Source organism: Pseudomonas sp. GW821-FHT02B10 (genome assembly GCF_059421865.1).
This window is the reverse complement of sequence record NZ_JBWKVU010000007.1, coordinates 23355-49749: the sequence shown is the minus strand read 5'-3', so window position 1 is coordinate 49749 and position 26395 is coordinate 23355. Positions and strand designations below refer to the sequence as shown.

The window sequence follows — 26395 nt, the reverse complement described above, 5'->3', positions numbered from 1 at the left end:
TTGCTTTGTCGAAGTGAGCCCGCTCGTGCAGCGCCCAAAAGGGCGTTGGCGACCCATTAGTCACCGAGCAAATCCAGGGTGTGCCATTACCCTGCAGACTTTGCTATGATTCGCGCGCTCTTTTGCGGGTAAACCTGACTAAAGTAGTAGGTCTTATAGTTGACTTAATTACTCGGGAATTGCATACTCGCTCCCATCCCGAAACACTCCGTGGTACTTGTCCATGCGACTGACTACAAAAGGCCGATACGCGGTAACAGCCATGCTTGACTTGGCGTTGCACGCGCAACATGGGCCGGTGTCCCTGGCCGATATCTCTGAGCGCCAAGGCATCTCCCTGTCCTATCTCGAACAGCTCTTCGCCAAGCTGCGCCGCAGCAATCTGGTGTCCAGCGTGCGTGGTCCAGGCGGTGGCTACCAGCTGTCGCGTGACATGCAAGGCATTCAGGTGGCCCAGGTGATCGATGCGGTGAACGAGTCGGTCGATGCAACCAAATGCCAGGGCCAGGGCGATTGCCATTCCGGCGACACCTGTCTGACCCACCACCTGTGGTGCGATCTGAGCCTGCAGATTCACGAATTTCTGAGCGGTATCAGCTTGGCTGACCTTGTGACTCGCCGTGAGGTGCAAGAAGTAGCCCAGCGTCAGGATCAGCGCCGCTGTAATGGCAAGGCGCAGCACCTGGACAAGATTGAAGCGTCCGCCGTCGAATGACAGCCAAAGAGCTAGCGGCACGCCAGCCAGCCTGATTTAGGAGAGAGTCCATGAAATTGCCGATTTACCTTGATTACTCAGCGACCACCCCGGTTGATCCGCGTGTCGCGCAAAAGATGAGTGAATGCCTGCTGGTCGACGGAAACTTCGGTAACCCGGCGTCCCGCTCCCACGTGTTCGGCTGGAAAGCCGAAGAGTCGGTGGAAAATGCCCGTCGCCAAGTGGCTGACCTGGTCAATGCCGACCCGCGTGAAATTGTCTGGACCTCCGGTGCCACCGAGTCCGACAACCTGGCAATCAAGGGTGTCGCGCATTTCTACCACGCCAAGGGCAAGCACCTGATCACCTCGAAGATCGAGCACAAGGCTGTCCTGGACACCATGCGCCAACTCGAGCGTGAAGGCTTCGAAGTCACCTACATCGAGCCGGGCGAAGACGGCCTGATCACTCCGGCCATGGTTGAAGCCGCCCTGCGCGACGACACCATCCTGGTTTCGATCATGCACGTGAACAACGAAATCGGCACCATCAACGACATCGCCGCCATTGGCGAGCTGACTCGTTCCAAAGGCATTCTGTTCCACGTCGACGCGGCTCAGTCCACCGGCAAGGTCGACATCGACCTGCAGGCGCTGAAAGTCGACCTGATGTCCTTCTCCGCCCACAAGACCTACGGTCCTAAGGGTATCGGTGCGCTGTACGTCAGCCGCAAGCCGCGGGTTCGCCTCGAAGCGACCATGCACGGCGGCGGTCACGAGCGCGGCATGCGTTCCGGCACCCTGGCCACCCACCAGATCGTTGGCATGGGCGAAGCCTTCCGTGTAGCCAAGGAAGACATGGCTGCCGAAAACCTGCGCATCAAGGCGTTGAGCGACCGTTTCTACAAGCAGGTCGAGCACCTGGAGGAGCTGTACATCAACGGCAGCATGACCTCCCGCGTACCGCACAACCTGAACCTGAGCTTCAACTACGTCGAAGGCGAGTCGCTGATCATGGCGCTCAAGGACCTGGCGGTTTCCTCCGGTTCGGCCTGCACCTCGGCTTCGCTGGAGCCTTCGTACGTACTGCGCGCCCTGGGCCGCAACGACGAACTGGCACACAGCTCGATCCGCTTCACCTTCGGCCGCTTCACCACCGAAGAAGAAATCGATTATGCCGCGCAGAAAGTCTGCGAGGCCGTGACCAAGCTGCGCGCTCTGTCGCCGCTGTGGGACATGTACAAAGATGGCGTCGATATCTCGAAGATCGAGTGGGCGGCACACTAAATATAGAAGCCGCCAGGTACAGCTCCTGTAGCGACGCGGCGACTGACGCAGGCGTAACTACAGGGGCTCAAGAGCGGCCCTGATGAGTGAGGATTAAGAATCATGGCTTACAGCGAAAAGGTCATCGACCACTACGAGAACCCGCGCAACGTCGGCAAGATGAACGCGGAAGATCCTGATGTCGGCACCGGCATGGTCGGCGCTCCGGCGTGCGGCGACGTGATGCGCCTGCAGATCAAGGTCAACGAACAGGGCATCATCGAAGACGCCAAGTTCAAGACCTATGGTTGCGGTTCGGCTATCGCCTCCAGCTCCCTGGCTACCGAGTGGATGAAAGGCAAGACTCTGGATGAAGCAGAGACCATCAAGAACACTCAGCTGGCTGAAGAGCTGGCCCTGCCGCCAGTGAAAATCCACTGCTCGGTACTCGCCGAAGACGCCATCAAGGCAGCCGTTCGCGACTACAAGCAGAAGAAAGGCCTGATCTGATTTTCGCGGATCAGCTTTCACAGATTGAGCGACAAGTAAGGAGTCACGATGGCTATCAGCATGACAGAAGCGGCTGCTCAACACGTGCGGCGCTCCCTCAACGGGCGCGGCAAAGGTGATGGGATTCGTCTGGGTGTTCGCACCACGGGCTGTTCCGGCCTTGCCTATGTCCTGGAGTTCGTCGACGAGATCGGTGAAGACGATCAGGTGTTCGAGAGTCATGGCGAGAAAGTGATCATCGATCCGAAAAGCCTGACCTACCTGGATGGCACCGAACTGGACTTCGTCAAGGAAGGGTTGAACGAGGGCTTCAAGTTCAACAACCCCAACGTGCGCGGTGAATGTGGCTGCGGCGAAAGCTTCAACATCTGAGGCGGCTCGTGGGTACTCCTTGTCATTTCGCTTTATTTGAGCTGCAACCGAGCTTCCGCCTGGATCTCGAGCAGTTGGCCACGCGCTACCGTGAGTTGGCGCGTGCCGTTCATCCGGACCGCTTCGCTGACGCTTCCGAGCGTGAGCAGCGCCTGGCGCTGGAACAATCCGCCAGCCTCAATGAGGCCTACCAGACTCTCAAGAGTCCCCCCAAGCGCGCGCGATACCTGCTCGCGATGGGCGGTCATGAGCTGCCGCTGGAGGTCACGGTGCACGATCCGGAGTTCCTTCTGCAGCAGATGCAGTGGCGCGAAGAGCTCGAGGATCTGCAGGACGAGGCCGATCTGGCCGGTATTGCAGCTTTCAAGCGCCGCCTGAAAGTGGCCCAGGATGAATTGAACGAAAGCTTCGCAGCCTGTTGGGATGATGCTGCGCAACGCGAACAGGCCGAGCGCCTGATGCGGCGCATGCAGTTCCTCGACAAGCTCACCTACGAAGTGCGCCAGTTAGAAGAGCGCCTCGACGATTAACCCAGTGCCGCTCCGGTCGCACGCCTGATATACAGATAAGTCCAGATAAACATGGCCCTACTGCAGATCGCTGAACCCGGCCAAAGTCCTCAACCGCACCAGCGTCGCCTGGCTGTGGGGATCGACTTGGGTACTACCAATTCGCTGGTCGCTGCCTTGCGCAGTGGTCTTTCCGAGCCGCTGGCCGACGCCAGCGGGCAGGTCATCCTGCCATCTGCCGTACGCTATCACGCCGACCGTGTCGAGGTGGGCGAGTCTGCCAGGCTGGCGGCGTCTGCCGATCCCCTGAACACCGTGTTGTCGGTCAAGCGCTTGATGGGGCGTGGTCTGTCCGACGTCAAGCAGTTGGGCGAGCAGTTGCCATACCGCTTCGTCGACGGCGAGTCGCACATGCCGTTCATCGACACCATCCAGGGCCCGAAAAGCCCGGTGGAAGTCTCCGCCGATATCCTTAAGGTCCTGCGCCAGCGCGCCGAGTCGACCCTGGGCGGTGAGCTGGTGGGGGCGGTGATCACCGTTCCGGCCTATTTCGACGATGCGCAGCGTCAAGCGACCAAGGATGCGGCCAAGCTGGCCGGTCTCAATGTGTTGCGTCTGCTCAACGAGCCGACCGCGGCGGCCGTGGCCTATGGTCTGGATCAACACGCTGAAGGCGTGGTGGCCATTTATGATCTGGGTGGCGGGACCTTCGATATTTCCATTTTGCGCCTGACCGGCGGCGTCTTCGAAGTGCTGGCCACCGGTGGCGACAGCGCCCTGGGCGGTGACGATTTCGATCATGCGATCGCCGGCTGGATCATCGAGAGCGCCGGCCTGTCCGCCGATCTTGATCCGGGCAAGCAGCGTAATCTGCTGCAAATCGCCTGTGCCGCCAAGGAAGCGCTTACCAATGCCCCATCGGTCGACGTGACCTATGGCGCCTGGTCGGCGCCGCTGACCCGCGAAGCCTTCGATGCCCTGATCGAGCCGATGGTGGCGCGCAGCCTCAAGGCCTGCCGTCGCGCCGTGCGTGATTCCAATGTCGAGCTGGAAGATGTCCAGGCAGTGGTCATGGTCGGTGGTTCGACCCGTGTTCCACGGGTTCGCGAGGCGGTCGCCGAAATGTTCGGTCGCCAGCCGCTGACCGAGATCGACCCGGATCAGGTGGTGGCCATTGGTGCCGCGATCCAGGCCGATACCCTGGCCGGCAACAAGCGCGATGGTGGCGAACTGCTGCTGCTTGATGTGATTCCGCTGTCCCTGGGGTTGGAAACCATGGGTGGGTTGATGGAGAAGGTGATTCCGCGTAACACCACCATCCCTGTCGCCCGGGCCCAGGACTTCACCACTTACAAAGATGGCCAGTCGGCCATGATGATTCATGTGTTGCAGGGCGAGCGCGAGCTGATCAGCGACTGCCGTTCCCTGGCGCGTTTCGAACTGCGCGGCATTCCGGCCATGGTCGCCGGGGCAGCGAAGATCCGCGTGACCTTCCAGGTCGATGCCGACGGTCTGCTGAGCGTGTCCGCTCGTGAACTGGGCTCGGGCGTCGAAGCCAGCATCCAGGTCAAGCCCTCCTACGGTCTGACCGATGGCGAAATCGCCAGGATGCTCAAGGATTCCTTCCAGTACGCCAGCGACGACAAGGTCGCCCGCGTGCTGCGTGAGCAGCAGGTCGATGCCCAGCGCCTGATCGAGGCGGTGCAGGGTGCTCTGGAGGCGGACGGCGAGCGTCTGCTGGATGTCGAAGAGCGCATGGTCATCGAGCTGCAAATGCAGGAATTGAGTGAATTGATGCGTGGCACCGATGGTTACGCCATCGAGCAGCAGACCAAGCGTCTGTCGCAAGTGACCGATGCTTTTGCTGCCCGCCGCCTGGACTCGACGGTGAAAGCCGCTCTGGCGGGGCGCAATCTGAATGAAATCGAGGAATAACTGATGCCGCAGATCATTTTTCTGCCACACGCCGTGTTTTGCCCGGATGGCCTGGTTGTAGAGGCTGCCCCGGGTACCTCGATTCTCGAAGTGGCGCATGACAACCACATCGAGATCGAGAGCGCCTGCGGCGGCGTCTGCGCCTGTACCACCTGTCACTGCATCGTTCGCGAGGGTTTCGACTCGCTGAACGAAGCCGACGAGCTGGAAGAAGACTTGCTGGACAAAGCCTGGGGCCTGGAGGCGCAATCGCGTCTATCCTGCCAGGCGATCGTCGGCGAGGAAGACCTGACCGTCGAAATTCCGAAATACTCGCTCAACCATGCAGCCGAAGCGCCGCACTGATTCAAGGAATCATCATGAGTCTGAAATGGGTTGATGTGCTGGAAATCGCAATCCAGCTGGCTGAATCCAAGCCGGATGTGGACCCGCGGTACGTAAACTTTGTCGATCTGCACCAATGGGTTCTGGCACTGCCGGAATTCAGCGACGATCCGGCTCGCGGTGGCGAGAAGGTTCTTGAAGCCATTCAGGCCGCCTGGATCGAAGAAGCAGACTGAGTCTGTCCCGTACGCAGTTAGGCAATCCCTATAAACCCGCGTATAATTCGCGGGTTTAATTTTTCGCTTTAATCACCGTTTCTGGAGTTACACCATGGCTGTTCAACGTACTTTCTCCATCATCAAGCCTGACGCTGTTGCAAAAAACGTCATCGGCGAGATCGTTACCCGTTTCGAAAAAGCTGGCCTGCGCGTTGTAGCTTCGAAAATGAAGCAACTGTCGAAAGCCGAAGCTGAAGGCTTCTACGCTGAGCACAGCGCTCGTGGCTTCTTCGGCGAGCTGGTTGCTTTCATGACTTCCGGTCCGGTTGTCGTTCAGGTTCTGGAAGGCGAAAACGCTATCGCTCTGAACCGTGAACTGATGGGCGCTACCAACCCTAAAGAAGCTGCTGCCGGCACCATCCGCGCTGACTTCGCTGAATCCATCGACGCCAACGCCGTTCACGGTTCGGACTCCGAAGCCGCTGCTGCACGCGAAATCGCTTACTTCTTCGCTTCCACCGAAGTGACCACTCGCTAAGCCAAAGGCCCGTGAGTGAAGGTGAAACCATGACTACATCGACTGGCAAAACTAACCTGTTGGGTCTGACTCAACCGGAAATGGAAAAATTCTTCGACTCAATCGGGGAGAAGCGTTTCCGTGCCGGTCAGGTAATGAAATGGATTCACCACTTTGGCGTCGATGATTTCGACGCCATGACGAACGTCGGCAAGGCCTTGCGCGAAAAGCTCAAGGCCGTTGCCGAAATTCGCGGTCCGGAAGTGGTCAGCGAGGACATCTCCAGCGACGGCACCCGCAAGTGGGTGGTGCGCGTGGCGTCCGGCAGCTGCGTCGAGACCGTTTACATTCCCCAGGGCAAACGCGGCACCTTGTGCGTTTCGTCCCAGGCAGGCTGTGCCCTGGACTGCAGTTTCTGCTCCACCGGCAAGCAAGGCTTCAATAGCAACCTCACCGCCGCCGAAGTCATCGGCCAGGTGTGGATTGCCAACAAATCCTTTGGCAGCGTCCCGGCGACCGTCGACCGTGCCATCACCAACGTGGTGATGATGGGCATGGGTGAGCCGCTGCTGAACTTCGACAACGTCATCTCGGCCATGCACCTGATGATGGACGACCTGGGCTACGGCATTTCCAAGCGCCGCGTGACCCTGTCGACCTCCGGCGTGGTACCGATGATCGATGAGCTGGCCAAGCACATCGACGTTTCCCTGGCGTTGTCCCTGCACGCACCGAACGATGCGCTGCGCAACCAGCTGGTACCGATCAACAAGAAGTACCCGCTGAAGATGCTGCTCGAGTCCTGCCAGCGCTACATGTCGTCGCTGGGCGAGAAACGTGTGCTGACGATTGAGTACACGCTGCTCAAGGACGTCAATGATAAGGTTGAACACGCTGTCGAGATGATCGCGTTGCTCAAGGACATTCCTTGCAAGATCAACCTGATCCCGTTCAACCCGTTCCCGCATTCCGGTTACGAGCGGCCGAGCAACAACGCCATTCGCCGGTTCCAGGATCAACTGCATCACGCAGGCTTCAACGTCACCGTGCGCACCACGCGCGGCGAAGACATCGATGCGGCCTGTGGACAACTGGTCGGGCAGGTGCTGGATCGCACCCGTCGTAGCGAACGTTATATCGCCGTGCGCGAGTTGAGCGCCGACGCCGATATGCCGCAAAGCGCTGCGAATCGTACCTGAGAGAGGATCTCCATGACCTTGCGCGTCGCGCTGCTTCTGCTTTTTGTCAGCCTGTCGGCTGGCTGTGTTCTTTCGGGGGATTTCAACCCGATGAAGACAAGCAAGGGGCGGGACGAGGCGCGTGAGGCCTATGTTCAGCTGGGCCTGGGGTATCTGCAGCAAGGCATGACCGAGCGGGCGAAAGTGCCGCTGAAAAAGGCCCTGGAGCTGGACGAGTCCGACGCTGATGCCAATGCCGCCCTGGCGCTGGTGTTCCAGGCTGAAATGGAGCCCGAGCTGGCTGACCAGCATTACCGCAAGGCCCTGGCTGCGCGTCCCTCCGATGCCCGTATCCTGAACAACTACGGCAGTTTTCTCTTCGAAGAAAAACGTTACAAAGATGCTTATCAGCGCTTTGAGCAGGCGGCTGCTGATACCCTGTACCCCGAGCGATCCCGAGTGTTCGAGAACCTTGGCATGACCGCCGCGATGCTGGGTGAGCGTGACCTGGCCCGGCAACACCTGGAAAAAGCCCTGCGCCTGAACCGCCAGCAGCCTCGCGCATTGCTGGAAATGGCTGAGTTGTCCTTCGAAGACAGGCATTATGTGCCCGCACGCGACTATTACGATCGTTTTAGCCTGCTGAGCGAGCAAAATGCACGTAGTCTATTGCTCGGCGTTCGGCTGGCAACGGTGTTTGAAGATCGCGACAAGGCCGCCAGTTACGGCCTGCAATTAAAACGACTCTATCCCGGTACGCCGGAATATCAGCAATACCTGTCGGAGCAATGATGAAAGCGGCGCATCCCGAAGTTCTAGCAGCGACTCGCGTCAACCCCGGTGAGACCCTGCGTCAGGCCCGCGAAAGCAATGGTTGGTCGCTGGCTGAAGTGGCCCTCAAGCTCAATCTGACCGCAAACTCGTTGAGCAACCTGGAAGCCGGCGCTTTCGACAAACTGCCGGGGCATACCTTCGCCCGCGGTTATATCCGTGCCTATGCCAAGTTGCTGGGGATGGACCAGGCCGTTCTGGTCCAGGCCTTCGACCAATACACGGGCACCGATTCCCAGGGCAGCAATGTGCACAGCCTCGGCCGTATCGAAGAGCCAGTACGGGTTTCCCACACCATTTTGCGCATCGTCAGCCTGTTGCTGCTGATCGCGGTGATCGGTGGTGGCTTTATCTGGTGGCAGGATCAAACGTCCGTGCGCACCAAGGAGCTGGTTGGCCTCAATCAGGAACACGTCGAAGTCGAGGGGGCCGACGGCACCACGCAGATTCATCCGATCGACGAGCCGGAAGACCAGGCGGTCGTGGAAGGTCAGACCGAGGGCGAAACCGCCCTGGCCCTGCCTGAAACCCCGGCTCCAGGCCAGACCGCTGCGGATGCCGCGGCTCCTGCGCCAAGTGCTCCGGCTGCCGCACCTGCGGCCCCGGTTGCTCCTGCTCCAGTGGTCGTGGCCCCGGCGGCACCAGCGCCGAGCGCTTTGGCCGCGCCTGCCCCTGTAGCGCCCGTGGTCGCAGCAGCGACTATTCCGGCTGCCCCGGCAGTTCCAACTGCGCCCGCCGCCGCGCCTGTAGCCGGCGCGGGTCAGGTACAGATCCAGTTCACAGCCGATTGCTGGACCCAGATCACCGACGGCAGCGGTAAAGTGTTGTTGAGTGGCCTGAAGCGCAAGGGCGAGACCGCCGATGTTTCCGGCAAGCCGCCATTTGCCGTGCGCCTGGGTTATGCCCGTGGTGCGCAGGTCAGCTACAACGGACAAGCGGTCGATGTGGCTCCGTTCACCAGTGGCGAGACTGCTCGCCTGAAGTTAGGTCAATAAGTCATGCACGGCGAATCTCCAATCAAACGTCGCGAGTCCCGCAAGATCTGGGTCGGCTCGGTACCCGTGGGTGGCGATGCCCCCATTGCCGTGCAGAGCATGACCAACAGCGACACCAACGATGTGGCGGCCACTGTGGCCCAGATCAACCGTCTGGAAGCCGCCGGTGTCGATATCGTGCGGGTTTCCGTACCGGATATGGACGCGGCCGAAGCTTTCGGCCGTATCAAGCAGCAGGTCAAGGTGCCGCTGGTTGCCGACATCCACTTCGACTACAAGATCGCCTTGCGCGTGGCCGAACTGGGCGTCGATTGCCTGCGGATCAACCCCGGCAACATCGGTCGTGAAGACCGCGTGCGTGCGGTGGTGGATGCGGCCCGTGATCGCGGGATCCCGATCCGTATCGGCGTCAACGCCGGTTCCCTGGAAAAGGACCTGCAGAAGAAATATGGCGAGCCGACCCCGGCGGCGCTGGTGGAGTCTGCCCTGCGTCACGTCGAGCACCTTGAGCGCCTGAACTTCAAGGACTTCAAGGTCAGTGTGAAAGCCTCCGACGTGTTCATGGCCGTCGAAGCCTATCGCCTGCTGGCCAAGGAAATCATCCAGCCGCTGCACCTGGGTATCACCGAAGCCGGCGGTTTGCGTTCAGGCACGGTGAAATCCGCCGTGGGCCTCGGTATGCTGCTGGCCGAAGGGATTGGCGATACTATTCGCATCTCGTTGGCGGCCGACCCGGTCGAAGAAGTGAAAGTCGGCTACGACATTCTCAAGTCCCTGCATCTGCGTTCCCGTGGCATCAACTTCATCGCCTGCCCGAGCTGCTCGCGGCAGAATTTCGATGTGGTCAAGACCATGAACGAACTGGAAGGGCGTCTCGAGGATCTGCTGGTACCGCTGGACGTGGCGGTCATCGGTTGTGTGGTCAACGGTCCGGGTGAAGCCAAAGAGGCGCACATCGGCCTGACCGGCGGGACGCCGAACCTGATTTACATCGACGGCAAGCCGTCGCAGAAACTGACGAATGACAATCTTGTGGATCAACTGGAAAAACTGATCCGCGAGAAAGCGGCCGAAAAGGTCGAAGCCGACGCAGCGCTGATCGCGCGCGGCTAATCGAACGAATTAAGGATTTTTTGTGAGCAAGTCTCTGCAAGCCATTCGTGGCATGAACGACATCCTGCCCGAGCAGACGCCCCTGTGGCGCTATTTCGAGGGCACCGTTGCGCGGTTGCTGGATAACTACGGTTACAAGCAGATTCGTATGCCGATCGTCGAGTTCACCGAGCTGTTCAAGCGCTCCATCGGTGAAGTGACCGACATCGTCGAAAAAGAGATGTACACCTTCGACGACCGTAACGGCGACTCCCTGACCCTGCGTCCGGAAGGCACCGCGGCGTGCGTGCGCGCTGTGCTCGAGCATGGCATCACTGGCGGTGGCCAGGTGCAGAAACTCTGGTACATCGGCCCGATGTTCCGTCACGAGCGTCCGCAGAAAGGCCGTTATCGCCAGTTCCACCAGATCGGTTGCGAAGTCTTCAACCTCGACGGTCCGGACATCGACGCCGAACTGATCGTGCTGACCTGGCGCCTGTGGGGCGAACTGGGTATCCGTGACGCGGTCAAGCTCGAGCTGAACAGCCTGGGAACCGCCGAAGCCCGTGCGCGTTATCGCGATGCGCTGGTGACGTTCCTCTCGGCACGCATGGACAAGCTCGACGAAGACAGCCAGCGCCGCCTGAAAACCAACCCGCTGCGCGTGCTCGACACCAAGAACCCGGACACTCAAGCCGTGCTGGTGGACGCGCCGAAGCTGGCCGATTACCTGGACGAAGAGTCCCGCGTGCACTTCGAGGGGCTCAAGGCCCGTCTGGATGCCGCCGGTATCCCTTATGTGATCAACCCGAAGCTGGTGCGCGGGCTGGATTACTACAGCAAGACCGTTTTCGAATGGGTCACCGACAAGCTCGGTGCCCAGGGCACCGTCTGTGCCGGCGGCCGCTACGACGGCCTGGTCGAGCAGATGGGCGGCAAGCCTACTCCGGGTGTCGGTTTCGCCATGGGCATCGAGCGTCTGGTACTGCTGCTGGAAACTCTGGAGCAGATCCCGGAAGAGATCTCGCGCCAGGTCGACGTTTATCTCTGCGCTTTCGGGGAAGCCGCCGAACTGGCTGCTCTGGCGCTGAGTGAACGGGTTCGTGATCAGTTGCCCAACCTGCGCCTGCAGATCAACGCCGGCGCCGGCAGCTTCAAGAGCCAGTTCAAGAAGGCCGACAAGAGCGGTGCGTTGTACGCATTGATCCTCGGTGACGACGAACTGGCCCAGCAAGTGGTAGGTTTCAAACCCCTGCGTGGCCAGGGCGAACAACAAAGCATTGCCTGGGATGCGCTCGCTGCACACCTGGCCACCTGCGTCGTGCAGGGTTGAAGCTGTCAAACAGCCGATTTAGCGAATAAGGAGTATTGGGGTGTCGAGTACCGAAGATGAACAGCTGGCGGATTTGAAGGACTGGTGGCAGCGCAACGGCAAGCCCCTGGTCACCGGCGGCCTGTTGGCGCTGGTCATCGTGTTCGGCTGGCAGGCCTGGCACAAGTATCAGAACAATCAATCGCAAGGCGCCTCGATGCTCTATCAGCAATTGCTGGAGACCACGCTGACGCCTGACGGCAAGCCGGATGCAGCCCGTGTTGCAGACCTGGCCGGCAAGCTCAACAGTGAGTTCGGCGGTACTGCCTACGCGCAATACGGCAGCCTGTTCGTCGCCAAGGTGGCGGTCGACACCGGCAAGCTGGACGACGCAGCGACCGAGCTCAAAGCCATCGCCGACAAGCCGGCCAACCCGACGCTGGGCGAAATCGCCCGTCAGCGCCTGGCCCAGGTCCTGGCCGCGCAGAACAAGGCTGACGAAGCGCTGAAGCTACTCGAAGGCGATGCCGACAAGGCATTCCTGGCCACTCGCGAAGAGCTCAAGGGCGACCTGCTGGTCCAATTGGGCCGTACCGACGAAGCCCATGCTGCGTATGAAAAAGCCAAGGCCGCGCTGTCCGATGAAGCGGCGGTCGGTGGCCTACAAATCAAGCTGGACGACCTGGCCAAAGGGGATGCGTGACGTGATCCGTTGGAAACATGCAGCATTGCTGGCTCTGGCCGTTCTGGCCGCGGGTTGCAGCAGCAACAGCAAGAAAGAATTGCCACCTGCCGAACTGGTCGACTTCAAAGAAGAAGTGGTCCTGCAGAAACAGTGGAGCCGTTCGGTCGGTGACGGCCAGGGCGAAACCTACAACATGCTGGTTCCGGCGATCGACGGCAGCACCATCTACGCCGCCGACGTCACTGGCGTGGTAGAGGCACTGGATCGCATGAACGGCGACGTCAAATGGAAACAGGACCTGGAGTTGCCTGTGTCCGGTGCCGTTGGCGTGGGTTACGGCCTGGTCATGATCGGTACCCTCAAGGGCGAAGTGGTCGCTCTGGACGCTTCGAGCGGCGAAGAGAAGTGGCGCGCGCGGGTGACCAGTGAAGTGCTGGCTCCGCCGTCCACCAATGGCGATGTGGTGGTGGTCCAGACCCAGGATGACCGTGTGATCGGCCTCGATGCCGCCACCGGCAACCAGATGTGGGTCTACGACAGCACCCCGGCGGTACTGACCCTGCGCGGCACCAGTGCGCCAATCACCACCAACCGCCTGGCGGTTGCCGGTCTGTCGACCGGTAAAGTGGTGGCCCTGGATATCCGTAATGGCGTGCCGGTGTGGGAACAGCGCGTGGCTATTCCGCAAGGTCGTTCCGAGCTGGATCGCGTGGTCGACATCGACGGTGGCCTGCTGTTGTCCGGCGGCACCCTGTATGTCGCCAGCTACCAGGGTCGCGTAGCGGCGCTGGACCTGGAAAGCGGTCGTCCGCTCTGGCAGCGCGATGCTTCCAGCTATGCGGGTGTCGCTCAAGGTTTCGGCAGCGTCTATGTGAGCCTGTCTTCCGGCACCGTCGAAAGCATCGACGAGCGTTCCACCACTGCGCTGTGGAGCAACGACTCGCTGGCCCGCCGTCAACTGTCGGCCCCGGAAGTCTTCTCCAGCTACGTGGCGGTCGGTGACCTGGAAGGTTACCTGCACCTGCTGAGCCAGGTTGACGGTCGCTTCGTTGGCCGTGAGCGTATCGACAGCGATGGCCTGCGTGCGCGTCCGTTGGTAGTGGGCAACATGATTTATGTGTATGGCAACAGCGGCAAACTGGAAGCCCTGACCATCAAGTAATGGTTTGACTATGCTTGGGGTTGATCCCCAAGCGGCCTTGCCCCGGCAAGGTTCGCAGCACGTCACGTGCTGCCCCGAGCACCAGCCGCTGCCTCGCAGCGGCTTTTGTATTTTCTGAATTAACGCAGTGGAGAGCCGCATGGTTCCCGTAATCGCCCTGGTGGGCCGACCGAACGTCGGCAAGTCCACCTTGTTCAACCGCCTGACTCGGACTCGCGACGCCATTGTCGGCGACCTGTCCGGTCTGACCCGTGATCGCCAATACGGTGAGGCCAAGTGGCAAGGGCGTACCTACATTCTGATCGACACCGGCGGTATCTCCGGTGACGAGCATGGCATGGACGAAAAGATGGCCGAGCAGTCGCTGCTGGCCATCGAAGAAGCCGATGTCGTCCTGTTCCTGGTAGATGCCAAGGCCGGTTTCACCGCGGCCGACCAGATGATCGGCGAGCATCTGCGCAAACGTAACAAGACCTCTTACGTGATCGCCAACAAGGTCGACAATATCGACCCTGACATGGCGCGTGCCGAGTTCGCCCCGCTGGGCATGGGCGACGCGATCCCGATCGCCGGCGCTCACGGTCGTGGTATCACGCAGATGCTGGAAATCGCCCTGCGCGAGTTCCCGAAAGACGACGCAGATGAGCCGGAAGAGGGTGAGGAAGAAGTCGTAGCCGAAGGCGAGGAAGCCAAGCGCATTCCGGGCCCGAGCGAAAAAGACGGGATCAAGATCGCCATCATCGGTCGGCCGAACGTGGGCAAGTCCACCCTGGTCAACCGCATGCTCGGCGAAGACCGGGTCATCGTCTACGACCAGCCGGGCACCACCCGGGACAGTATCTACATTCCCTTCGAGCGTAACGAAGAGAAGTACACGCTGATCGACACCGCCGGTGTGCGCAAGCGCGGCAAGATCCACGAGGAAGTTGAAAAGTTCTCGGTGGTCAAGACCCTGCAGGCGATCAAGGACGCCAACGTGGTGATCTTCGTCATGGACGCCCGCGAAGGCGTGGTGGATCACGACCTGAACCTGCTGGGCTTTGCCCTGGAAGCAGGCCGGGCGCTGGTCATCGCCCTGAACAAATGGGATGGCATGGACCCGCGCGAGCGTGACTATGTGAAGACCGAGCTGGAGCGCCGGCTGTTCTTCGTCGACTTCGCCGACATCCACTTCATTTCGGCGTTGCACGGCACTGGCGTGGGCAACCTCTACCAGTCGGTGCAGAACTCCTTCAAGTCCGCGGTAACCCGCTGGCCGACCAGCCGCCTGACGCAGATCCTCGAAGACGCCGTGAGCGAGCACGCGCCACCGATGGTCAACAACCGTCGCATCAAGCTGCGTTATGCCCACCTGGGTGGCGCCAACCCGCCGCTGATCGTGATCCACGGCAACCAGGTGGAGAAGGTGCCGAAGTCCTATGTGCGCTACCTGGAAAACACCTACCGGCGTGTTCTGAAGCTGGTCGGTACGCCGATCCGCATCGAATTCAAGGGCGGTGAAAACCCGTACGAAGGCAACAAGAACACGCTCACCGACCGTCAGGTCAACAAGAAGCGTCGTTTGATGACGCACCACAAAAAGGCCGAGAAGAAGCGCAAAGACAAGCGCTGAGACTCGCTGCGGGAACCGGCTTGCCGGCGAAGCCCCGGACCTGATTCAACGCTTCGCCGGTAAGCTACTTCCTACAGGATTTGCCTTGGAAAAAGGGCGCCTTTGGCGCCCTTTTTCATGCCTGTGGTTTGGGCTATTCTCGGGACCTCCCCGAGCCGCCGTAGAGCCGGGTGTTCAGCAGGGAATCACCCATGATCACCAGTAAGCTGCCGAATGTCGGCACCACCATCTTCACGCAAATGTCACAGCTCGCCGTGGAAACCGGCGCGCTGAACCTGTCCCAGGGTTTTCCCGATTTCGATGGCCCACAGGCCCTGCGCGATGCCGTCGCCCGGCATATCGCCAGCGGCCACAACCAATACGCACCGATGACCGGTCTGCCGGCCTTGCGCCAGCAAGTGGCGGCCAAGATCGCCCGCAGTTATGGCGTGCAGGTGAATGCCGATACCGAGGTAACCATCACTCCAGGGGCCACCCAGGCGATCTTCTGCGCCATCCAGGCAGTGATCCAGGCCGGTGATGAAGTGATCGTCTTCGATCCTTGCTACGACAGCTATGAGCCTTCGGTGGAGCTGGCCGGCGGCCGTTGCGTGCATGTACAGCTTGGCCTGAACGATTTCGCCATCGACTGGCAGAAACTCGGTGAAGCTCTGAGCCCGCGTACGCGGATGATCATTCTCAATGCCCCGCACAACCCCAGCGGTGCGCTGATCAGCCATGCGGAACTGGACCAGCTGGCTGCGCTGATTCGCGATCGGGATATCTACCTGGTCAGCGACGAGGTGTACGAGCATCTGGTATTCGACGGCATCCCTCACGTCAGCGTGCTGGCCCATGAGGAGCTGTACCAACGGGCATTTGTGGTCAGTTCCTTTGGCAAGACCTATCACGTGACCGGCTGGAAAACCGGCTATGTGGTCGCACCTCCGGCCCTGAGCGCGGAGCTGCGCAAGGTGCATCAATATGTCAGCTTTTGCGGCGTGACCCCTTTGCAGTACGCTCTGGCGGACTACATGGCCGAACACCCGGAACATGTCGAAGAGCTACCCGGTTTCTATCAGGCCAAGCGCGACCTGTTCTGCGACCTGCTGGCACCTTCGCGATTCAGCTTTACCCGGGTGGCCGGTACTTACTTCCAACTGGTGGACTACTCGCAGATCCGCCCGGACCTGAATGACGTCGAGATGGCGATCTGGATGACCCGCGAGCACGGTGTCGCGACCATTCCGGTGTCGGTGTTCTACCGCGAGCCACCACAAGGACAGCGTCTGGTAAGGCTATGCTTTGCCAAGCGTGAGGAGACGCTGCGTCAGGCAGCGGAGAAGCTATGCGTGATCTGAGTGCTTTGCCCAATCTGAATGTGGCGCTGATACAGACCTCTCTAGTCTGGCACGACCGCCAGGCCAATCTCGAGCACTTCGAGCTGTTGCTCGAACAGGCCCGGGGCGCCGACCTGATTATCCTGCCGGAAATGTTCACCACCGGATTTTCCATGGAGTCCGAAGCCCTCGCCGAGGCGGAAAACGGTCCGACCAGCAAGTGGCTGCGCAGCCAGGCCGCCAGGCTCGATGCGGTCATCACTGGCAGCGTGATTATCCAGACCGCCGACGGCAGCCACCGCAACCGCCTGCTGTGGGCTCGCCCTGACGGCGAGGTCTGGCATTACGATAAACGCCATTTGTTCCGCATGGCGGGCGAGCACGATCACTACACGCCGGGCGAGCGCCAGGTGCAGTTCGAACTCAAGGGTTGGCGGGTCAGGCCGCTGATCTGCTACGACCTGCGCTTTCCGGTGTGGAGCCGCGATGCCCGGGATACCGACTTGCTGCTGTACACGGCCAACTGGCCGGGGGCGCGGCGTCAGCACTGGAACCGTTTGTTGCCGGCCAGGGCCATCGAAAACCTGTGTTATGTGGCCGCGGTCAATCGGGTCGGTACCGACGGCAAGGGGTTTGCCTACACCGGGGATAGCCAGGTGCTGGATTTCCAGGGCGAGACCCTGCTCAGCGCGGGGGAGGCCGACGGGGTATTCCAGGTCTGCCTGAATGCCGCGGACCTGGCGGCCTATCGCGCGCGCTTTCCAGCCTACCTCGATGCGGACACCTTCGAGTTCACTCAGGCTTAAAGATCTGTCGGGGTGGGCCGTTAAGGGGTAAGAGGATTTTCAGGGAGATTTGTCATGACCACTATCGGTGCCGCGAGCATCAATCCATTCCCGCTAGGGGCCGCGCCGCAAAAGCTCAACATCGCCGAGCAGCAGGCCAGCCCGCTCGAGGTGCAGGACAAGGGCGCTGTCGATGACAGCGACTCGGTGAGTGTCGACATGCAGGAGTACGGTGCCAAGGCCGACTTCAGCTCATCCACTGCTGATATCGTCGCGCAGTTGCAGAAGCAGATCGACCAGACGGAAAAGACCCTGTCCGAGCAGCAGTCGCAATTGTCCGGGGTGCAGAAGGGCCAGGCGAGCGAGGAGCAGAAGGCGCAACAGGCCTTGGAGGTGCAGGCGCAGATCGCGATCACCGCCAACAACCTGCAAGTATTGCAGGCGGCCTTGCTCCAGGCGCTGACGGCGCGGATCAATACCACCGCCTGAGCGGGGCAATAAATACACAGCCAAAAAAAGCCCCGGATCATCCGGGGCTTTTTTTGTGGCCGTAAACCGTCAGGCGGCTTTGGCGTCCAGCTGGCTCAGGGAGCGGTTCAGCGCGCTGAACAGGGCCTTGAAGCTGGCGGTGGTGATGTTTTCATCGATACCCACACCGTGCACCGCGCGCTCGCCGTTCACCCGCAGTTCGATATAGGCCGCGGCCTTGGCGTTGGTGCCCGCGCCGATGGCGTGCTCGTTGTAGTCCATGATTTCCACCGGAACCGGCAAGCCGGCCACCAGGGCTTCCAGGGCGCCATTGCCCTTGCCGCGCCAGTGCAGGTTGGTCTCGCCCTGGCCCTTGCCGGACACTTCCACTTCCACGGCGCTGTGGCCGTTTTCTTCCTGCAGGCGATGGCTGACCAGCGCGTACGGGGTGTTGGCCTGCAAGTATTCGCTGTGGAGCAGCGCGTGGATCTGCTGGGCGGTCATCTCCAGACCCAGGCGATCGGTTTCACGCTGTACCACCTGGCTGAACTCGATCTGCATGCGGCGTGGCAAGCTGATGCCGTATTCCTGTTCCAGCAGGTAGGCGATACCGCCTTTGCCCGACTGGCTGTTGACGCGAATCACCGCCTCGTAGCTGCGGCCGATGTCGGCCGGGTCGATCGGCAAGTACGGCACTTCCCACAGCGCATCGGATTTCTGCTGGGCGAAGCCCTTTCGGATAGCGTCCTGGTGCGAGCCGGAGAAGGCGGTGTGAACCAGGTCGCCGACATACGGATGACGCGGGTGAACCGGGATCTGGTTGCACTCTTCGACCACTTTGCGCACGCCGTCGATATCGGAGAAATCCAGTTCCGGATCGATGCCCTGGGTGTAGAGGTTCAGGGCTACGGTGACCAGGTCGACGTTGCCGGTGCGTTCGCCGTTGCCGAACAGGCAGCCTTCGACGCGGTCGGCGCCGGCCATCAGGCCCAGCTCGGTGGCGGCTACGCCGGTACCACGGTCGTTGTGGGTGTGCAGGCTGATGATCACGCTGTCACGACGGTTGATGTGGCGACCGAACCATTCGATCTGGTCGGCATAGATGTTCGGCGTGGCGACTTCGACGGTGGCCGGCAGGTTGAGGATCACCTTGTTGGCTGGCGTCGGGTTCCAGACCTCGATCACTGCGTCGCAGACTTCCTTGGCGAACTCCAGCTCAGTGGCGCTGAAGGTCTCTGGCGAGTATTCGAACTGCCATTGGGTTTCCGGCTGCTGGGCAGCGTATTTGACGAACAGCTTGGCGGCGTTCACCGCGATCTCTTTCACGCCTTCCTTGTCCTGGTTGAAGACAATGCGGCGGAACGACGGGCTGGTGGCGTTGTACAGGTGGACGATGGCTTTCTTCGCCCCGCGCAACGATTCGAAAGTGCGGGCGATCAGGTCTTCACGGGCCTGGGTCAGCACCTGGATGGTGGTGTCGTCCGGGATGTGGCCGCCTTCGATCAGGGTACGCACGAAGTCGAAGTCGGTCTGCGACGCGGCCGGGAAGGAGGCCTCGATTTCTTTCACGCCGACGGCGACCAGGGTTTTCCAGAAGCGCAGCTTCTTCACCGCATCCATTGGCTCGATCAACGACTGGTTGCCATCACGCAGGTCGGAGCTGCACCAGATCGGCGCGCAGGTGATGGTCTTCGACGGCCAGGTGCGGTCCGGCAAGTTGATGGTCGGGAACGCGCGGTACTTCGAGGAAGGGTCTTTGAGCATGCTCATGGGGAAATCCTTATTGTCCGGGCCGAAAAGAGGCGGCCTGCCGGTGAATCAATGGGTGTGTTGTTTGAAGCAGGGGACGAGGTACCGCGACTCAACCTGGCAGTCGTGCGCTGACGAGGCAGAGGCTTCGGTGTTGACGGCGCTGAATGAGGGTGTGAGAGGTTTTCATGCCCTCAACCCTAACCACTGGGGTGAAAGATGGCAAGCAGTCGAAAAAAATTGAGATAAATCTCTTAAAAATGGTTTTTTGCGAGATTTTATTCTGTCGAGCTTATGGCTGGCTCGATCTTATTGCGCAGAGTTTTGAACCTGCGCAATCCCTGCGGGAGCCACGGCTCAGGGCTGGAAGGCCCCGATAAAGATCGCCGGATCGACCCGGGCGTCGTTCAGGCTGACGTTCCAGTGCATGTGCGGCCCGGTGGCGCGCCCGGTGGAGCCGACTTTCCCGACCACCCCGCCGCGGGCCAGTTGCTGGCCGACCTTTACGTCGATCTTCGACATATGGCAGAACATGCTGATAAAGCCCTGGCCGTGGTCGACGAATACGGTATTGCCGTTGAAAAAGTAATTGCCGATCAGGATCACCTTGCCGGCCGCCGGCGTCTTGATCGGCGTCCCCGCAGGTACCGCGAAGTCCAGCCCGGCGTGTGGATTGCGCTCCTCACCGTTGAAGAAGCGGCGGACGCCGAACTTGCTCGACAGCGGGCCGCTCACCGGCTTGTCCAGCAGCAGGTTGCTCGGGGTGTTGGGGCTGAAACTGCGGTAGGCGCGGACCTGCTCGGCCAACTCGGCGTCGATACGCTTGAGGTCGGCCGGATCGGGGTTGACCTGGCGTTTGTTCTTCAGCGTGATGTGCTGTTCCGGGTATTTCTTGCTGGTCACGTTGAAGTTCAGGCTGCGGCCGCCAGCACTGATCTGCTGGGTACCGGGTTTGACGGTCAGGGGGATGCCGACAATCGCCAGCCAGTTGTTCTGTTCCTTGACTACCAGCAGCGGTTTTCCCTGATAGCTGGCCTTGGGCGCCTGGGCGGCGCTGCCCAGGTCGATCACCGCCACGCCGCCGGGTACCGGTTTGTTCAGCAGGCGCGTGATATAGCTATCGGCGTGGGCGTTGAAGGTCAGGCACAGCAACAACAAGGAGCTAAGAAAACGCGGCATGGATCAATCCAGTAAAGAAAGGGTGACAGGCGTCAGGTGATTGTCCTCGACCCGGACCTGCAGTTCGCCTTCGCCGAGCCGGGCCTTGAGGCGCTGGCCCGGCTGGGTCTGTGCGGCGCTGCGAATGGCCTGGCCGCGTTCGTCCAGCAGGATGCTGTAGCCACGGCCCAGGGTGGCCAGCGGGCTGACCACATGCAGGGTCTGCATCTGGCTTTGCAGTTGCAGGCGACGGGATTTCAAACCTTCGCGCATGGCCCGTGGCAGGCGTTCGGCCAGGCTGTCGAGGCGTTGCCGCAGCAGCGCCAGTTGACGCCCGGGGTGTTGGCCGGCGAGCCGGGTTTCCAGGCGAATCAGGCGCTCGCGGCGGGTATTGAGGCTGCGCTCGAACGCCCGGCGCATACGCATGTCCAGGTCATCCAGGCGCTGCGCTTGCTGGCGCAGGCGCTCACCTGGGTGACGCAGGCGCCGGGCCATGCCTTCCAGGCGCAGGCGATCACGCAGCAACCGATCGCGCATGCGCATCACCAGGCGTCGATGCAGGCTTTCGACCCGGTGTTGCAGGTCGCTGGAGTCCGGCGCGAGCAGTTCGGCGGCCGCCGAGGGCGTTGGTGCGCGCACGTCGGCGACGAAGTCGCTGATCGATACGTCGGTTTCATGACCCACGGCGCTGACGATCGGCGTGACACAGGCATCCACCGCCCGGGCCACGGCTTCTTCGTTGAAGCACCAGAGGTCTTCCAGGGAGCCGCCGCCACGGGCCAGGATCAGCGCGTCGAAGCCCCGGGCATCCGCCATTTTCAGGGCGCGGACGATCTGCGCGGTCGCCTCGCGGCCTTGTACGGCGGTAGGGATCAGGGTCAGGGCCACCTGTGGCGCTCGGCGCCGGAACACGCTGATGATGTCGCGAATCACCGCGCCGGTCGGCGAACTGATAATGCCGATGCGCTGCGGATGGGCGGGCAGCGGCACCTTGCGTTCGGTGCTGAACAGGCCTTCGGCGCTGAGCTTTTCCTTCAGCGCATCGAAGGCCAGGCGCAGGGCGCCGTCGCCGGCCGGTTCGACCGTATCGAGGATCAACTGGTAGTCGCCGCGGCCTTCGAACAGCGAGACCTTGCCGCGCACCTTGACCGCCAGGCCGTCCTTCAGCGCCTGGCGCACCCGCGCGGCATTTTGCCGAAACAGCGCGCAGCGCACCTGGGCACCGCTGTCCTTGAGGGTGAAATACACATGGCCGGACGCCGGGCGGGCGAGGTTGGAAATTTCGCCTTCGACCCAGATGTTGCTGAACACGTCTTCCAGCAACACCCGCGCACGGCCGTTGAGCTGGCTGACGGTCAGGACTTCGCGGTCCAGGCCGAGTCTTGCAAAGGGATCTTTAATCATGGGGCGCAGTTTAAAGGCATTCGGCAAACAATCTCCATGGATCGAAACAAAAGGAGACGATGCCTTTGCCGGCCTCGAATACGCCTTCGGCGGTTAGGGCGTGAGAGCGTTGTGGAAGTGTTCGATGAACTGCTTGACCAAAGGTGCCGGATCTTGCCGACAGGCGAGGGCGACCGTGCTCTGGCAGGCCGGGTCCGCCAAGGGCAGGAAGTGCAGGCTGGCGGGCGCGATGTCACGCATCGACTCGGGCAGCAGGGCGATGCCGAATCCCGCCTGGATCAGTTGCAGCTGCGTGGTCTTGCGCGACAACACCCGCGCCGCCTTGGGGAAAAAGCCCTGGCGCATGCACAGCTCGGCCGACAGGTAACTCAGGCCGCCACGCTGCGGATGGGGAATGGAGATAAAGGCTTCGTCGCGCAGTTGCGCCAGATCCACGCCCTGCTTGGGAGGATCTGCTGCCAAAGGGTGGCCCGGCGGCACGGCCAGCAGCAGGCGTTCGCTGAACAGTGGCGTGATCCGCACGCCCTCGCGCTGGCGCAGTACCGGCAGTCGCAGCAGGCCGATATCCAGCCGGCCTTCGGCGACTTCTTCCAACTGCGCTTCGGAAGACAGGGTGGCGATGTCCATCGAGGCCCCCGGGCACTGCTTCAGGTAACCGCTGATGGCCCGCAGCAGGCGGCCGCTCATGGACACGGTGCTGGAGTGGCTCAGGCGCAATGTTCCCAGCTGCCCCTGGCCGACCTGGGTCGCCAGTTCGCTGGCCTTGTTCAGCTCATCGAGCAGGTTGCGGGCACGCGGGTAGAACGCCTCGCCTGCCGCCGTCAGCCTGGGCAGGCGCGTGGTGCGCTCGAACAATGGCGTCTTGAGGTGGGTTTCCAGTTCCTTGATCTGCCGGCTGAGGGCTGACTGGGCAACGAACAGGCGTTCGGCGGCAGCGCTGAAACTGCCGCTGTCGGCGATTTCCACGAAGTAGCGCAGTTGGCGGGTTGAAATCACGCGTCATGCCTTTTTGAGATGGGTGGATGGCTTTGATGATATTAGTCGCAAGGGTTGTGGCTGGCTAAAGTCATTCCTTGATAAAGAAGGAAGGCGAATCGATGAGCATGGTCGAGTTGTTGGGGCAGTGGTCGTGGGGGACGAGTGGCTGGTTGGCGATCGGCCTGGGGATCGCCCTGGCATATATCGTGTTTGGCATCGCCGGGTTCGGCACGGCGCTGGTGGCGGGGCCGGTGCTGATCCTGTTCATGCCGCTGTCGAAGATAGTCCCACTGCTGGTGCTGCTGGATTTTGTCGCGGCTTTCGGCAATCTCCTGCCGTCGCGGCGGGATGTCGATCGCTCCGAGCTGCTGCGCCTGCTGCCGTGCATGGCGCTGGGCTGCACCCTGGGGGTGATCTTCCTGCTCAACCTCAAGTCCGATGTGTTGCTGCTGTTGATGGGGCTGTTTATCAGCGCTTATGCGGCGTACAGCCTTTGGGTCAAGGCAAGGCCCAAGGCGCTGGCGGCGGGCTGGGCGATTCCCATGGGGACCGTGGGTGGAACGTTCGGCGCGCTGTTCGGCAGCGGCGGCTTTTTATATGCGATCTATCTGAATAGCCGCCTGCCCAAGGATGCGGCGCGGGCCACCCAGAGTGCGTTGATCAGTTGCAGCACGGTGGTGCGCCTGAGCCTGTTCGCCATTGCCGGCGTTTATGCGCAACTGCCTTTATTGGTGCTGGCGCTGTGCTTGTTGCCGGCCATGGCCCTGGGCCTGTGGATTGGCCGGCGGCTGACCATGAGATTGTCCCGCGAGGCGTTCGTCCGGCTGGTGACCTGGCTGGTGCTGGCCAGCGGCATGGCCCTGATCGGTCGTTACCTGAGCACTTGACCTGTGGGGTTCAGGGATTAAGCTGCGGGCCCTCGGATTTGCCAGGCACGCCGACTTCTACACTTAGGTAGGTATCGGTTTGCTGGCGGTACTGTTCGAGCAGGCGACGCAGACTTCCCTTCAGACGCTTCAGGCCCCATCCATGAACTCGCAAAGCATCATCGTCCCGAAAATCTCCACCTTGCCGGTTCACGAACCCCGCGCCCGGGCGATCGTGCGTTGGTTGGTGCGCAAGAACATCGTCGAGGAAGCCTTGAGCACCTGTGGCCGTACCGGCAATCGCATGGCGCATGCGATCGCCCCTGGCGCGCGGGAGGTGGTGCTGCACCCGGAGGCCTTGCCCTTCGGTGAACCGGTCAACGGCCTGGAAATCATTACCAAGCGCTGCATCTATACCCCGGCCAAAGGGTTTCTCGAGGAAGCGGGTTGCGCCGAGTGCCGCCAGGAAGTGGGGGAGGCGCTGTTCGAGAGCCTGGAGGACTGGATGCCGGGGCGCACCGATAACTTCACCTGCCCCGAGTGCGGGCATGAAGATGACATCAATGGCTTTCTGTTCTTGCAGGAGTGCGGGTTTTCCAACCTCGGCTTCATCTTCAACAACTGGGCCGAAGCCGGGTTCAAGCAGAGTTTTCTCGACGAGTTCGCCGAATGGCTGGATCAGCCGGTGAGCTGGGTGAAGGTGGAGTTGTAAGGGGATTTCGGCAGCCGGTTCCGGGTGGTGAATTCATCATCAGCAGGTGCCATGTCTGTTCGCGAAACAGATGCTGTGTTCTGGCAAATTCCCCATCCATCACCCCGTTGATAATAGACAGACTTTTACATTGAGCCCGGGTAGGTGTCTGAGTATAATGGCGCGCTTCCATTTTCCCGCTCGGGAGCCCCCGCGATGCTGCGTATCAGCCAAGAAGCTCTGACCTTCGACGACATTCTCCTAGTGCCTGGTTATTCCGAGGTGCTTCCTAACGAAGTCAGTCTCAAGACCCGTCTTACCCGTGGCATCGAGCTGAATATTCCACTGGTTTCCGCCGCAATGGACACCGTCACTGAAGCCCGTCTGGCAATCGCCATGGCTCAGGAAGGTGGCATCGGCATCATCCACAAGAACATGACCATCGAGCAGCAAGCTGCCGAAGTCCGCAAGGTCAAGAAGTTCGAAGCCGGCGTCGTCAAAGACCCGATCACCATCGAGGCTGACGCCACGGTGCGCGACCTGTTCGAACTGACCCGCATGCACAATATTTCCGGCGTTCCGGTACTGCACGATGGCGACCTGGTCGGCATCGTCACTTCCCGTGACGTGCGTTTCGAAAACCGCCTGGACGCCAGCGTCCGTGAAGTGATGACGCCTAAAGAGCGTCTGGTCACGGTCAAGGAAGGCGCCGACAAGAACGACGTGCGCGAGCTGCTGCACAAGCACCGCATCGAGCGCGTGCTGATCGTCGACGACAAGTTCGCCCTCAAAGGCATGATGACCGTCAACGACATCGAAAAAGCCAAGGCTTACCCGTTGGCCAGCAAGGACGATCAAGGCCGTCTGCGCGTAGGGGCTGCCGTCGGTACCGGTAAAGACACCGGTGACCGCGTTGCCGCCCTGGTCAACGCCGGCGTGGACGTGGTGGTGGTCGACACCGCCCACGGTCACTCCAAAGGTGTGATCGACCGCGTTCGCTGGGTCAAGGAAAACTACCCGCAAGTGCAGGTGATCGGCGGCAACATCGCCACCGGTGCCGCAGCCAAGGCCCTGGCCGCAGCTGGCGCCGACGCGGTCAAGGTCGGTATCGGCCCTGGCTCGATCTGCACCACCCGTATCGTCGCCGGTGTCGGCGTACCGCAAATCAGCGCCATCGCCAATGTCGCCGCAGCCCTTGAAGGCACCGGCGTTCCATTGATCGCCGACGGCGGCATCCGCTTCTCCGGTGACCTGTCCAAGGCCATCGTCGCTGGTGCTTCCGCAGTGATGATGGGCTCGATGTTCGCCGGTACCGAAGAGGCGCCAGGCGAAATCGAACTGTTCCAGGGGCGCTCCTACAAGGCTTACCGCGGCATGGGTTCGCTGGGTGCCATGTCCCAGGCCCAGGGCTCTTCCGACCGTTACTTCCAGGACTCCTCCGCGGGTGCCGAGAAGCTGGTTCCGGAAGGCATCGAAGGCCGTGTTCCCTACAAGGGCACCCTGACCGCCATCATCCATCAGCTGATGGGTGGCCTGCGTTCTTCCATGGGCTACACCGGTAGCGCCAACATCGAAGAAATGCGCACCAAGCCAGAGTTCGTACGCATCACTGGCGCCGGCATGGCTGAATCCCACGTCCATGACGTGCAGATCACCAAGGAAGCGCCAAACTACCGCGTAGGTTGATGCTTCAAGCAAAACGTTAAATGACCGGGGCTGTTTTATTCAGCCCCGAGTCGTTTCTGAATCACGACTGTTTTCGAATT

Annotated in this window: 27 protein-coding genes; 23 read left to right on the top strand and 4 right to left on the bottom strand. The window is 61.1% G+C overall.

The features are described 5' to 3' along the window. The first annotated feature begins 223 nt into the window (after positions 1-223). The 20 genes from iscR (at position 224) to AC07VU_RS16490 (ending at position 17804) form a co-directional block, all read left to right on the top strand. Positions 224-715: a Fe-S cluster assembly transcriptional regulator IscR gene (gene iscR, locus AC07VU_RS16585; protein WP_009045442.1), complete on the top strand. Its 492-nt coding sequence runs from the start codon at positions 224-226 to the stop codon at positions 713-715. Between the two features lie 50 nt (positions 716-765). Then, a complete protein-coding gene (locus AC07VU_RS16580) occupies positions 766-1980 on the top strand; it encodes an IscS subfamily cysteine desulfurase (protein WP_495030148.1) in 1215 nt (404 codons plus the stop codon). 102 nt (positions 1981-2082) lie between these two features. After that, on the top strand, positions 2083-2469 hold the full coding sequence (gene iscU, locus AC07VU_RS16575; RefSeq protein WP_007929523.1) for a Fe-S cluster assembly scaffold IscU: 387 nt from the start codon (positions 2083-2085) through the stop codon (positions 2467-2469). Positions 2470-2517: 48 nt separating this feature from the next. Next, complete coding sequence (iscA, locus tag AC07VU_RS16570; protein WP_007929524.1) at positions 2518-2841, top strand: iron-sulfur cluster assembly protein IscA; 324 nt, start codon at positions 2518-2520, stop codon at positions 2839-2841. Positions 2842-2849: 8 nt separating this feature from the next. Next, positions 2850-3371 (top strand): co-chaperone HscB, encoded by a 522-nt coding sequence (hscB, locus tag AC07VU_RS16565; protein WP_007929525.1) that lies wholly within the window; start codon positions 2850-2852, stop codon positions 3369-3371. A 51-nt stretch (positions 3372-3422) separates the two neighbouring features. Continuing rightward, positions 3423-5285 (top strand): Fe-S protein assembly chaperone HscA, encoded by a 1863-nt coding sequence (gene hscA / locus AC07VU_RS16560; protein ID WP_495030147.1) that lies wholly within the window; start codon positions 3423-3425, stop codon positions 5283-5285. Positions 5286-5288: 3 nt separating this feature from the next. After that, on the top strand, positions 5289-5630 hold the full coding sequence (gene fdx / locus AC07VU_RS16555) for an ISC system 2Fe-2S type ferredoxin (protein ID WP_009045439.1): 342 nt from the start codon (positions 5289-5291) through the stop codon (positions 5628-5630). A 14-nt stretch (positions 5631-5644) separates the two neighbouring features. After that, complete coding sequence (gene iscX, locus AC07VU_RS16550; protein WP_007929528.1) at positions 5645-5845, top strand: Fe-S cluster assembly protein IscX; 201 nt, start codon at positions 5645-5647, stop codon at positions 5843-5845. A 94-nt stretch (positions 5846-5939) separates the two neighbouring features. Beyond that, positions 5940-6365, top strand: a complete 426-nt coding sequence (gene ndk, locus AC07VU_RS16545; RefSeq protein WP_007929529.1) for a nucleoside-diphosphate kinase — start codon at positions 5940-5942, stop codon at positions 6363-6365. A 29-nt stretch (positions 6366-6394) separates the two neighbouring features. Continuing rightward, positions 6395-7543 (top strand): dual-specificity RNA methyltransferase RlmN, encoded by a 1149-nt coding sequence (gene rlmN, locus AC07VU_RS16540; RefSeq protein ID WP_007929531.1) that lies wholly within the window; start codon positions 6395-6397, stop codon positions 7541-7543. Between the two features lie 12 nt (positions 7544-7555). After that, positions 7556-8314 carry a type IV pilus biogenesis/stability protein PilW gene (pilW, locus tag AC07VU_RS16535; RefSeq protein ID WP_053262508.1) on the top strand — a complete coding sequence of 253 codons (759 nt, stop codon included), beginning with the start codon at positions 7556-7558 and terminating at the stop codon, positions 8312-8314. Continuing rightward, positions 8314-9348, top strand: a complete 1035-nt coding sequence (locus AC07VU_RS16530; protein WP_274304537.1) for a RodZ domain-containing protein — start codon at positions 8314-8316, stop codon at positions 9346-9348. Before pilW ends, AC07VU_RS16530 begins: the two co-directional genes overlap by 1 nt. A 3-nt stretch (positions 9349-9351) precedes the next feature. After that, on the top strand, positions 9352-10461 hold the full coding sequence (gene ispG / locus AC07VU_RS16525) for a flavodoxin-dependent (E)-4-hydroxy-3-methylbut-2-enyl-diphosphate synthase (protein WP_007929536.1): 1110 nt from the start codon (positions 9352-9354) through the stop codon (positions 10459-10461). A 22-nt stretch (positions 10462-10483) separates the two neighbouring features. Next, positions 10484-11773, top strand: coding sequence for a histidine--tRNA ligase (hisS, locus tag AC07VU_RS16520; protein WP_009045435.1), 1290 nt, complete (start codon positions 10484-10486; stop codon positions 11771-11773). A gap of 40 nt (positions 11774-11813) precedes the next feature. Next, entirely contained in the window at positions 11814-12455 is a 642-nt protein-coding gene (locus AC07VU_RS16515) for a tetratricopeptide repeat protein (RefSeq protein WP_007929540.1), read from the top strand. Continuing rightward, positions 12448-13599: an outer membrane protein assembly factor BamB gene (gene bamB / locus AC07VU_RS16510; protein WP_009045434.1), complete on the top strand. Its 1152-nt coding sequence runs from the start codon at positions 12448-12450 to the stop codon at positions 13597-13599. The genes AC07VU_RS16515 and bamB overlap by 8 nt, the downstream gene beginning before the upstream one ends. A 139-nt stretch (positions 13600-13738) precedes the next feature. Then, positions 13739-15211, top strand: a complete 1473-nt coding sequence (gene der / locus AC07VU_RS16505) for a ribosome biogenesis GTPase Der (RefSeq protein ID WP_007929542.1) — start codon at positions 13739-13741, stop codon at positions 15209-15211. Positions 15212-15402: 191 nt separating this feature from the next. Then, positions 15403-16551: a pyridoxal phosphate-dependent aminotransferase gene (locus AC07VU_RS16500; protein WP_457274790.1), complete on the top strand. Its 1149-nt coding sequence runs from the start codon at positions 15403-15405 to the stop codon at positions 16549-16551. Beyond that, positions 16539-17336, top strand: coding sequence for an amidohydrolase (locus AC07VU_RS16495; RefSeq protein WP_274304535.1), 798 nt, complete (start codon positions 16539-16541; stop codon positions 17334-17336). The genes AC07VU_RS16500 and AC07VU_RS16495 overlap by 13 nt, the downstream gene beginning before the upstream one ends. 54 nt (positions 17337-17390) lie before the next feature. After that, entirely contained in the window at positions 17391-17804 is a 414-nt protein-coding gene (locus tag AC07VU_RS16490) for a hypothetical protein (RefSeq protein WP_087090054.1), read from the top strand. Between the two features lie 69 nt (positions 17805-17873). Here AC07VU_RS16490 and leuA read toward each other — a convergent pair whose 3' ends face one another. The 4 genes from leuA to AC07VU_RS16470 form a co-directional block, all read right to left on the bottom strand. Continuing rightward, positions 17874-19553 (bottom strand): 2-isopropylmalate synthase, encoded by a 1680-nt coding sequence (gene leuA / locus AC07VU_RS16485; RefSeq protein ID WP_277589530.1) that lies wholly within the window; start codon positions 19551-19553, stop codon positions 17874-17876. 336 nt (positions 19554-19889) lie between these two features. Beyond that, the gene (locus tag AC07VU_RS16480) at positions 19890-20711 is read right to left on the bottom strand and encodes a peptidoglycan DD-metalloendopeptidase family protein (RefSeq protein ID WP_457274789.1); all 822 of its coding nucleotides are present in this window, start codon (positions 20709-20711) and stop codon (positions 19890-19892) included. 3 nt (positions 20712-20714) lie between these two features. Further along, positions 20715-22094, bottom strand: coding sequence for an exodeoxyribonuclease VII large subunit (gene xseA, locus AC07VU_RS16475; protein ID WP_274304529.1), 1380 nt, complete (start codon positions 22092-22094; stop codon positions 20715-20717). Positions 22095-22187: 93 nt separating this feature from the next. Then, positions 22188-23090 carry a LysR family transcriptional regulator gene (locus tag AC07VU_RS16470; protein ID WP_495030146.1) on the bottom strand — a complete coding sequence of 301 codons (903 nt, stop codon included), beginning with the start codon at positions 23088-23090 and terminating at the stop codon, positions 22188-22190. Between the two features lie 101 nt (positions 23091-23191). Between AC07VU_RS16470 and AC07VU_RS16465 the strand changes: the two genes are divergently transcribed. The 3 genes from AC07VU_RS16465 to guaB all read left to right on the top strand — a co-directional run bounded on the left by AC07VU_RS16465 (position 23192) and on the right by guaB (position 26315). Beyond that, a complete protein-coding gene (locus tag AC07VU_RS16465; protein WP_007929557.1) occupies positions 23192-23959 on the top strand; it encodes a sulfite exporter TauE/SafE family protein in 768 nt (255 codons plus the stop codon). Positions 23960-24101: 142 nt separating this feature from the next. Further along, entirely contained in the window at positions 24102-24650 is a 549-nt protein-coding gene (locus AC07VU_RS16460; protein WP_038576146.1) for a hypothetical protein, read from the top strand. 195 nt (positions 24651-24845) lie between these two features. Beyond that, positions 24846-26315 carry an IMP dehydrogenase gene (guaB, locus tag AC07VU_RS16455; RefSeq protein WP_009050626.1) on the top strand — a complete coding sequence of 490 codons (1470 nt, stop codon included), beginning with the start codon at positions 24846-24848 and terminating at the stop codon, positions 26313-26315. Positions 26316-26395: the final 80 nt, after the last annotated feature.

Bases quoted from the DNA above. Each gene is read 5' to 3' on its own strand.
- iscR (WP_009045442.1), top strand. From the start codon at position 224: ATGCGACTGACTACAAAAGGCCGATACGCGGTAACAGCCATGCTTGAC.
- AC07VU_RS16580 (WP_495030148.1), top strand. From the start codon at position 766: ATGAAATTGCCGATTTACCTTGATTACTCAGCGACCACCCCGGTTGAT.
- iscU (WP_007929523.1), top strand. From the start codon at position 2,083: ATGGCTTACAGCGAAAAGGTCATCGACCACTACGAGAACCCGCGCAAC.
- iscA (WP_007929524.1), top strand. From the start codon at position 2,518: ATGGCTATCAGCATGACAGAAGCGGCTGCTCAACACGTGCGGCGCTCC.
- hscA (WP_495030147.1), top strand. From the start codon at position 3,423: ATGGCCCTACTGCAGATCGCTGAACCCGGCCAAAGTCCTCAACCGCAC.
- fdx (WP_009045439.1), top strand. From the start codon at position 5,289: ATGCCGCAGATCATTTTTCTGCCACACGCCGTGTTTTGCCCGGATGGC.
- iscX (WP_007929528.1), top strand. From the start codon at position 5,645: ATGAGTCTGAAATGGGTTGATGTGCTGGAAATCGCAATCCAGCTGGCT.
- ndk (WP_007929529.1), top strand. From the start codon at position 5,940: ATGGCTGTTCAACGTACTTTCTCCATCATCAAGCCTGACGCTGTTGCA.
- rlmN (WP_007929531.1), top strand. From the start codon at position 6,395: ATGACTACATCGACTGGCAAAACTAACCTGTTGGGTCTGACTCAACCG.
- pilW (WP_053262508.1), top strand. From the start codon at position 7,556: ATGACCTTGCGCGTCGCGCTGCTTCTGCTTTTTGTCAGCCTGTCGGCT.
- AC07VU_RS16530 (WP_274304537.1), top strand. From the start codon at position 8,314: ATGAAAGCGGCGCATCCCGAAGTTCTAGCAGCGACTCGCGTCAACCCC.
- ispG (WP_007929536.1), top strand. From the start codon at position 9,352: ATGCACGGCGAATCTCCAATCAAACGTCGCGAGTCCCGCAAGATCTGG.
- bamB (WP_009045434.1), top strand. From the start codon at position 12,448: ATGCGTGACGTGATCCGTTGGAAACATGCAGCATTGCTGGCTCTGGCC.
- der (WP_007929542.1), top strand. From the start codon at position 13,739: ATGGTTCCCGTAATCGCCCTGGTGGGCCGACCGAACGTCGGCAAGTCC.
- AC07VU_RS16500 (WP_457274790.1), top strand. From the start codon at position 15,403: ATGATCACCAGTAAGCTGCCGAATGTCGGCACCACCATCTTCACGCAA.
- AC07VU_RS16495 (WP_274304535.1), top strand. From the start codon at position 16,539: ATGCGTGATCTGAGTGCTTTGCCCAATCTGAATGTGGCGCTGATACAG.
- AC07VU_RS16490 (WP_087090054.1), top strand. From the start codon at position 17,391: ATGACCACTATCGGTGCCGCGAGCATCAATCCATTCCCGCTAGGGGCC.
- leuA (WP_277589530.1), bottom strand. From the start codon at position 19,553: ATGAGCATGCTCAAAGACCCTTCCTCGAAGTACCGCGCGTTCCCGACC.
- AC07VU_RS16480 (WP_457274789.1), bottom strand. From the start codon at position 20,711: ATGCCGCGTTTTCTTAGCTCCTTGTTGTTGCTGTGCCTGACCTTCAAC.
- xseA (WP_274304529.1), bottom strand. From the start codon at position 22,094: ATGATTAAAGATCCCTTTGCAAGACTCGGCCTGGACCGCGAAGTCCTG.
- AC07VU_RS16465 (WP_007929557.1), top strand. From the start codon at position 23,192: ATGAGCATGGTCGAGTTGTTGGGGCAGTGGTCGTGGGGGACGAGTGGC.
- AC07VU_RS16460 (WP_038576146.1), top strand. From the start codon at position 24,102: ATGAACTCGCAAAGCATCATCGTCCCGAAAATCTCCACCTTGCCGGTT.
- guaB (WP_009050626.1), top strand. From the start codon at position 24,846: ATGCTGCGTATCAGCCAAGAAGCTCTGACCTTCGACGACATTCTCCTA.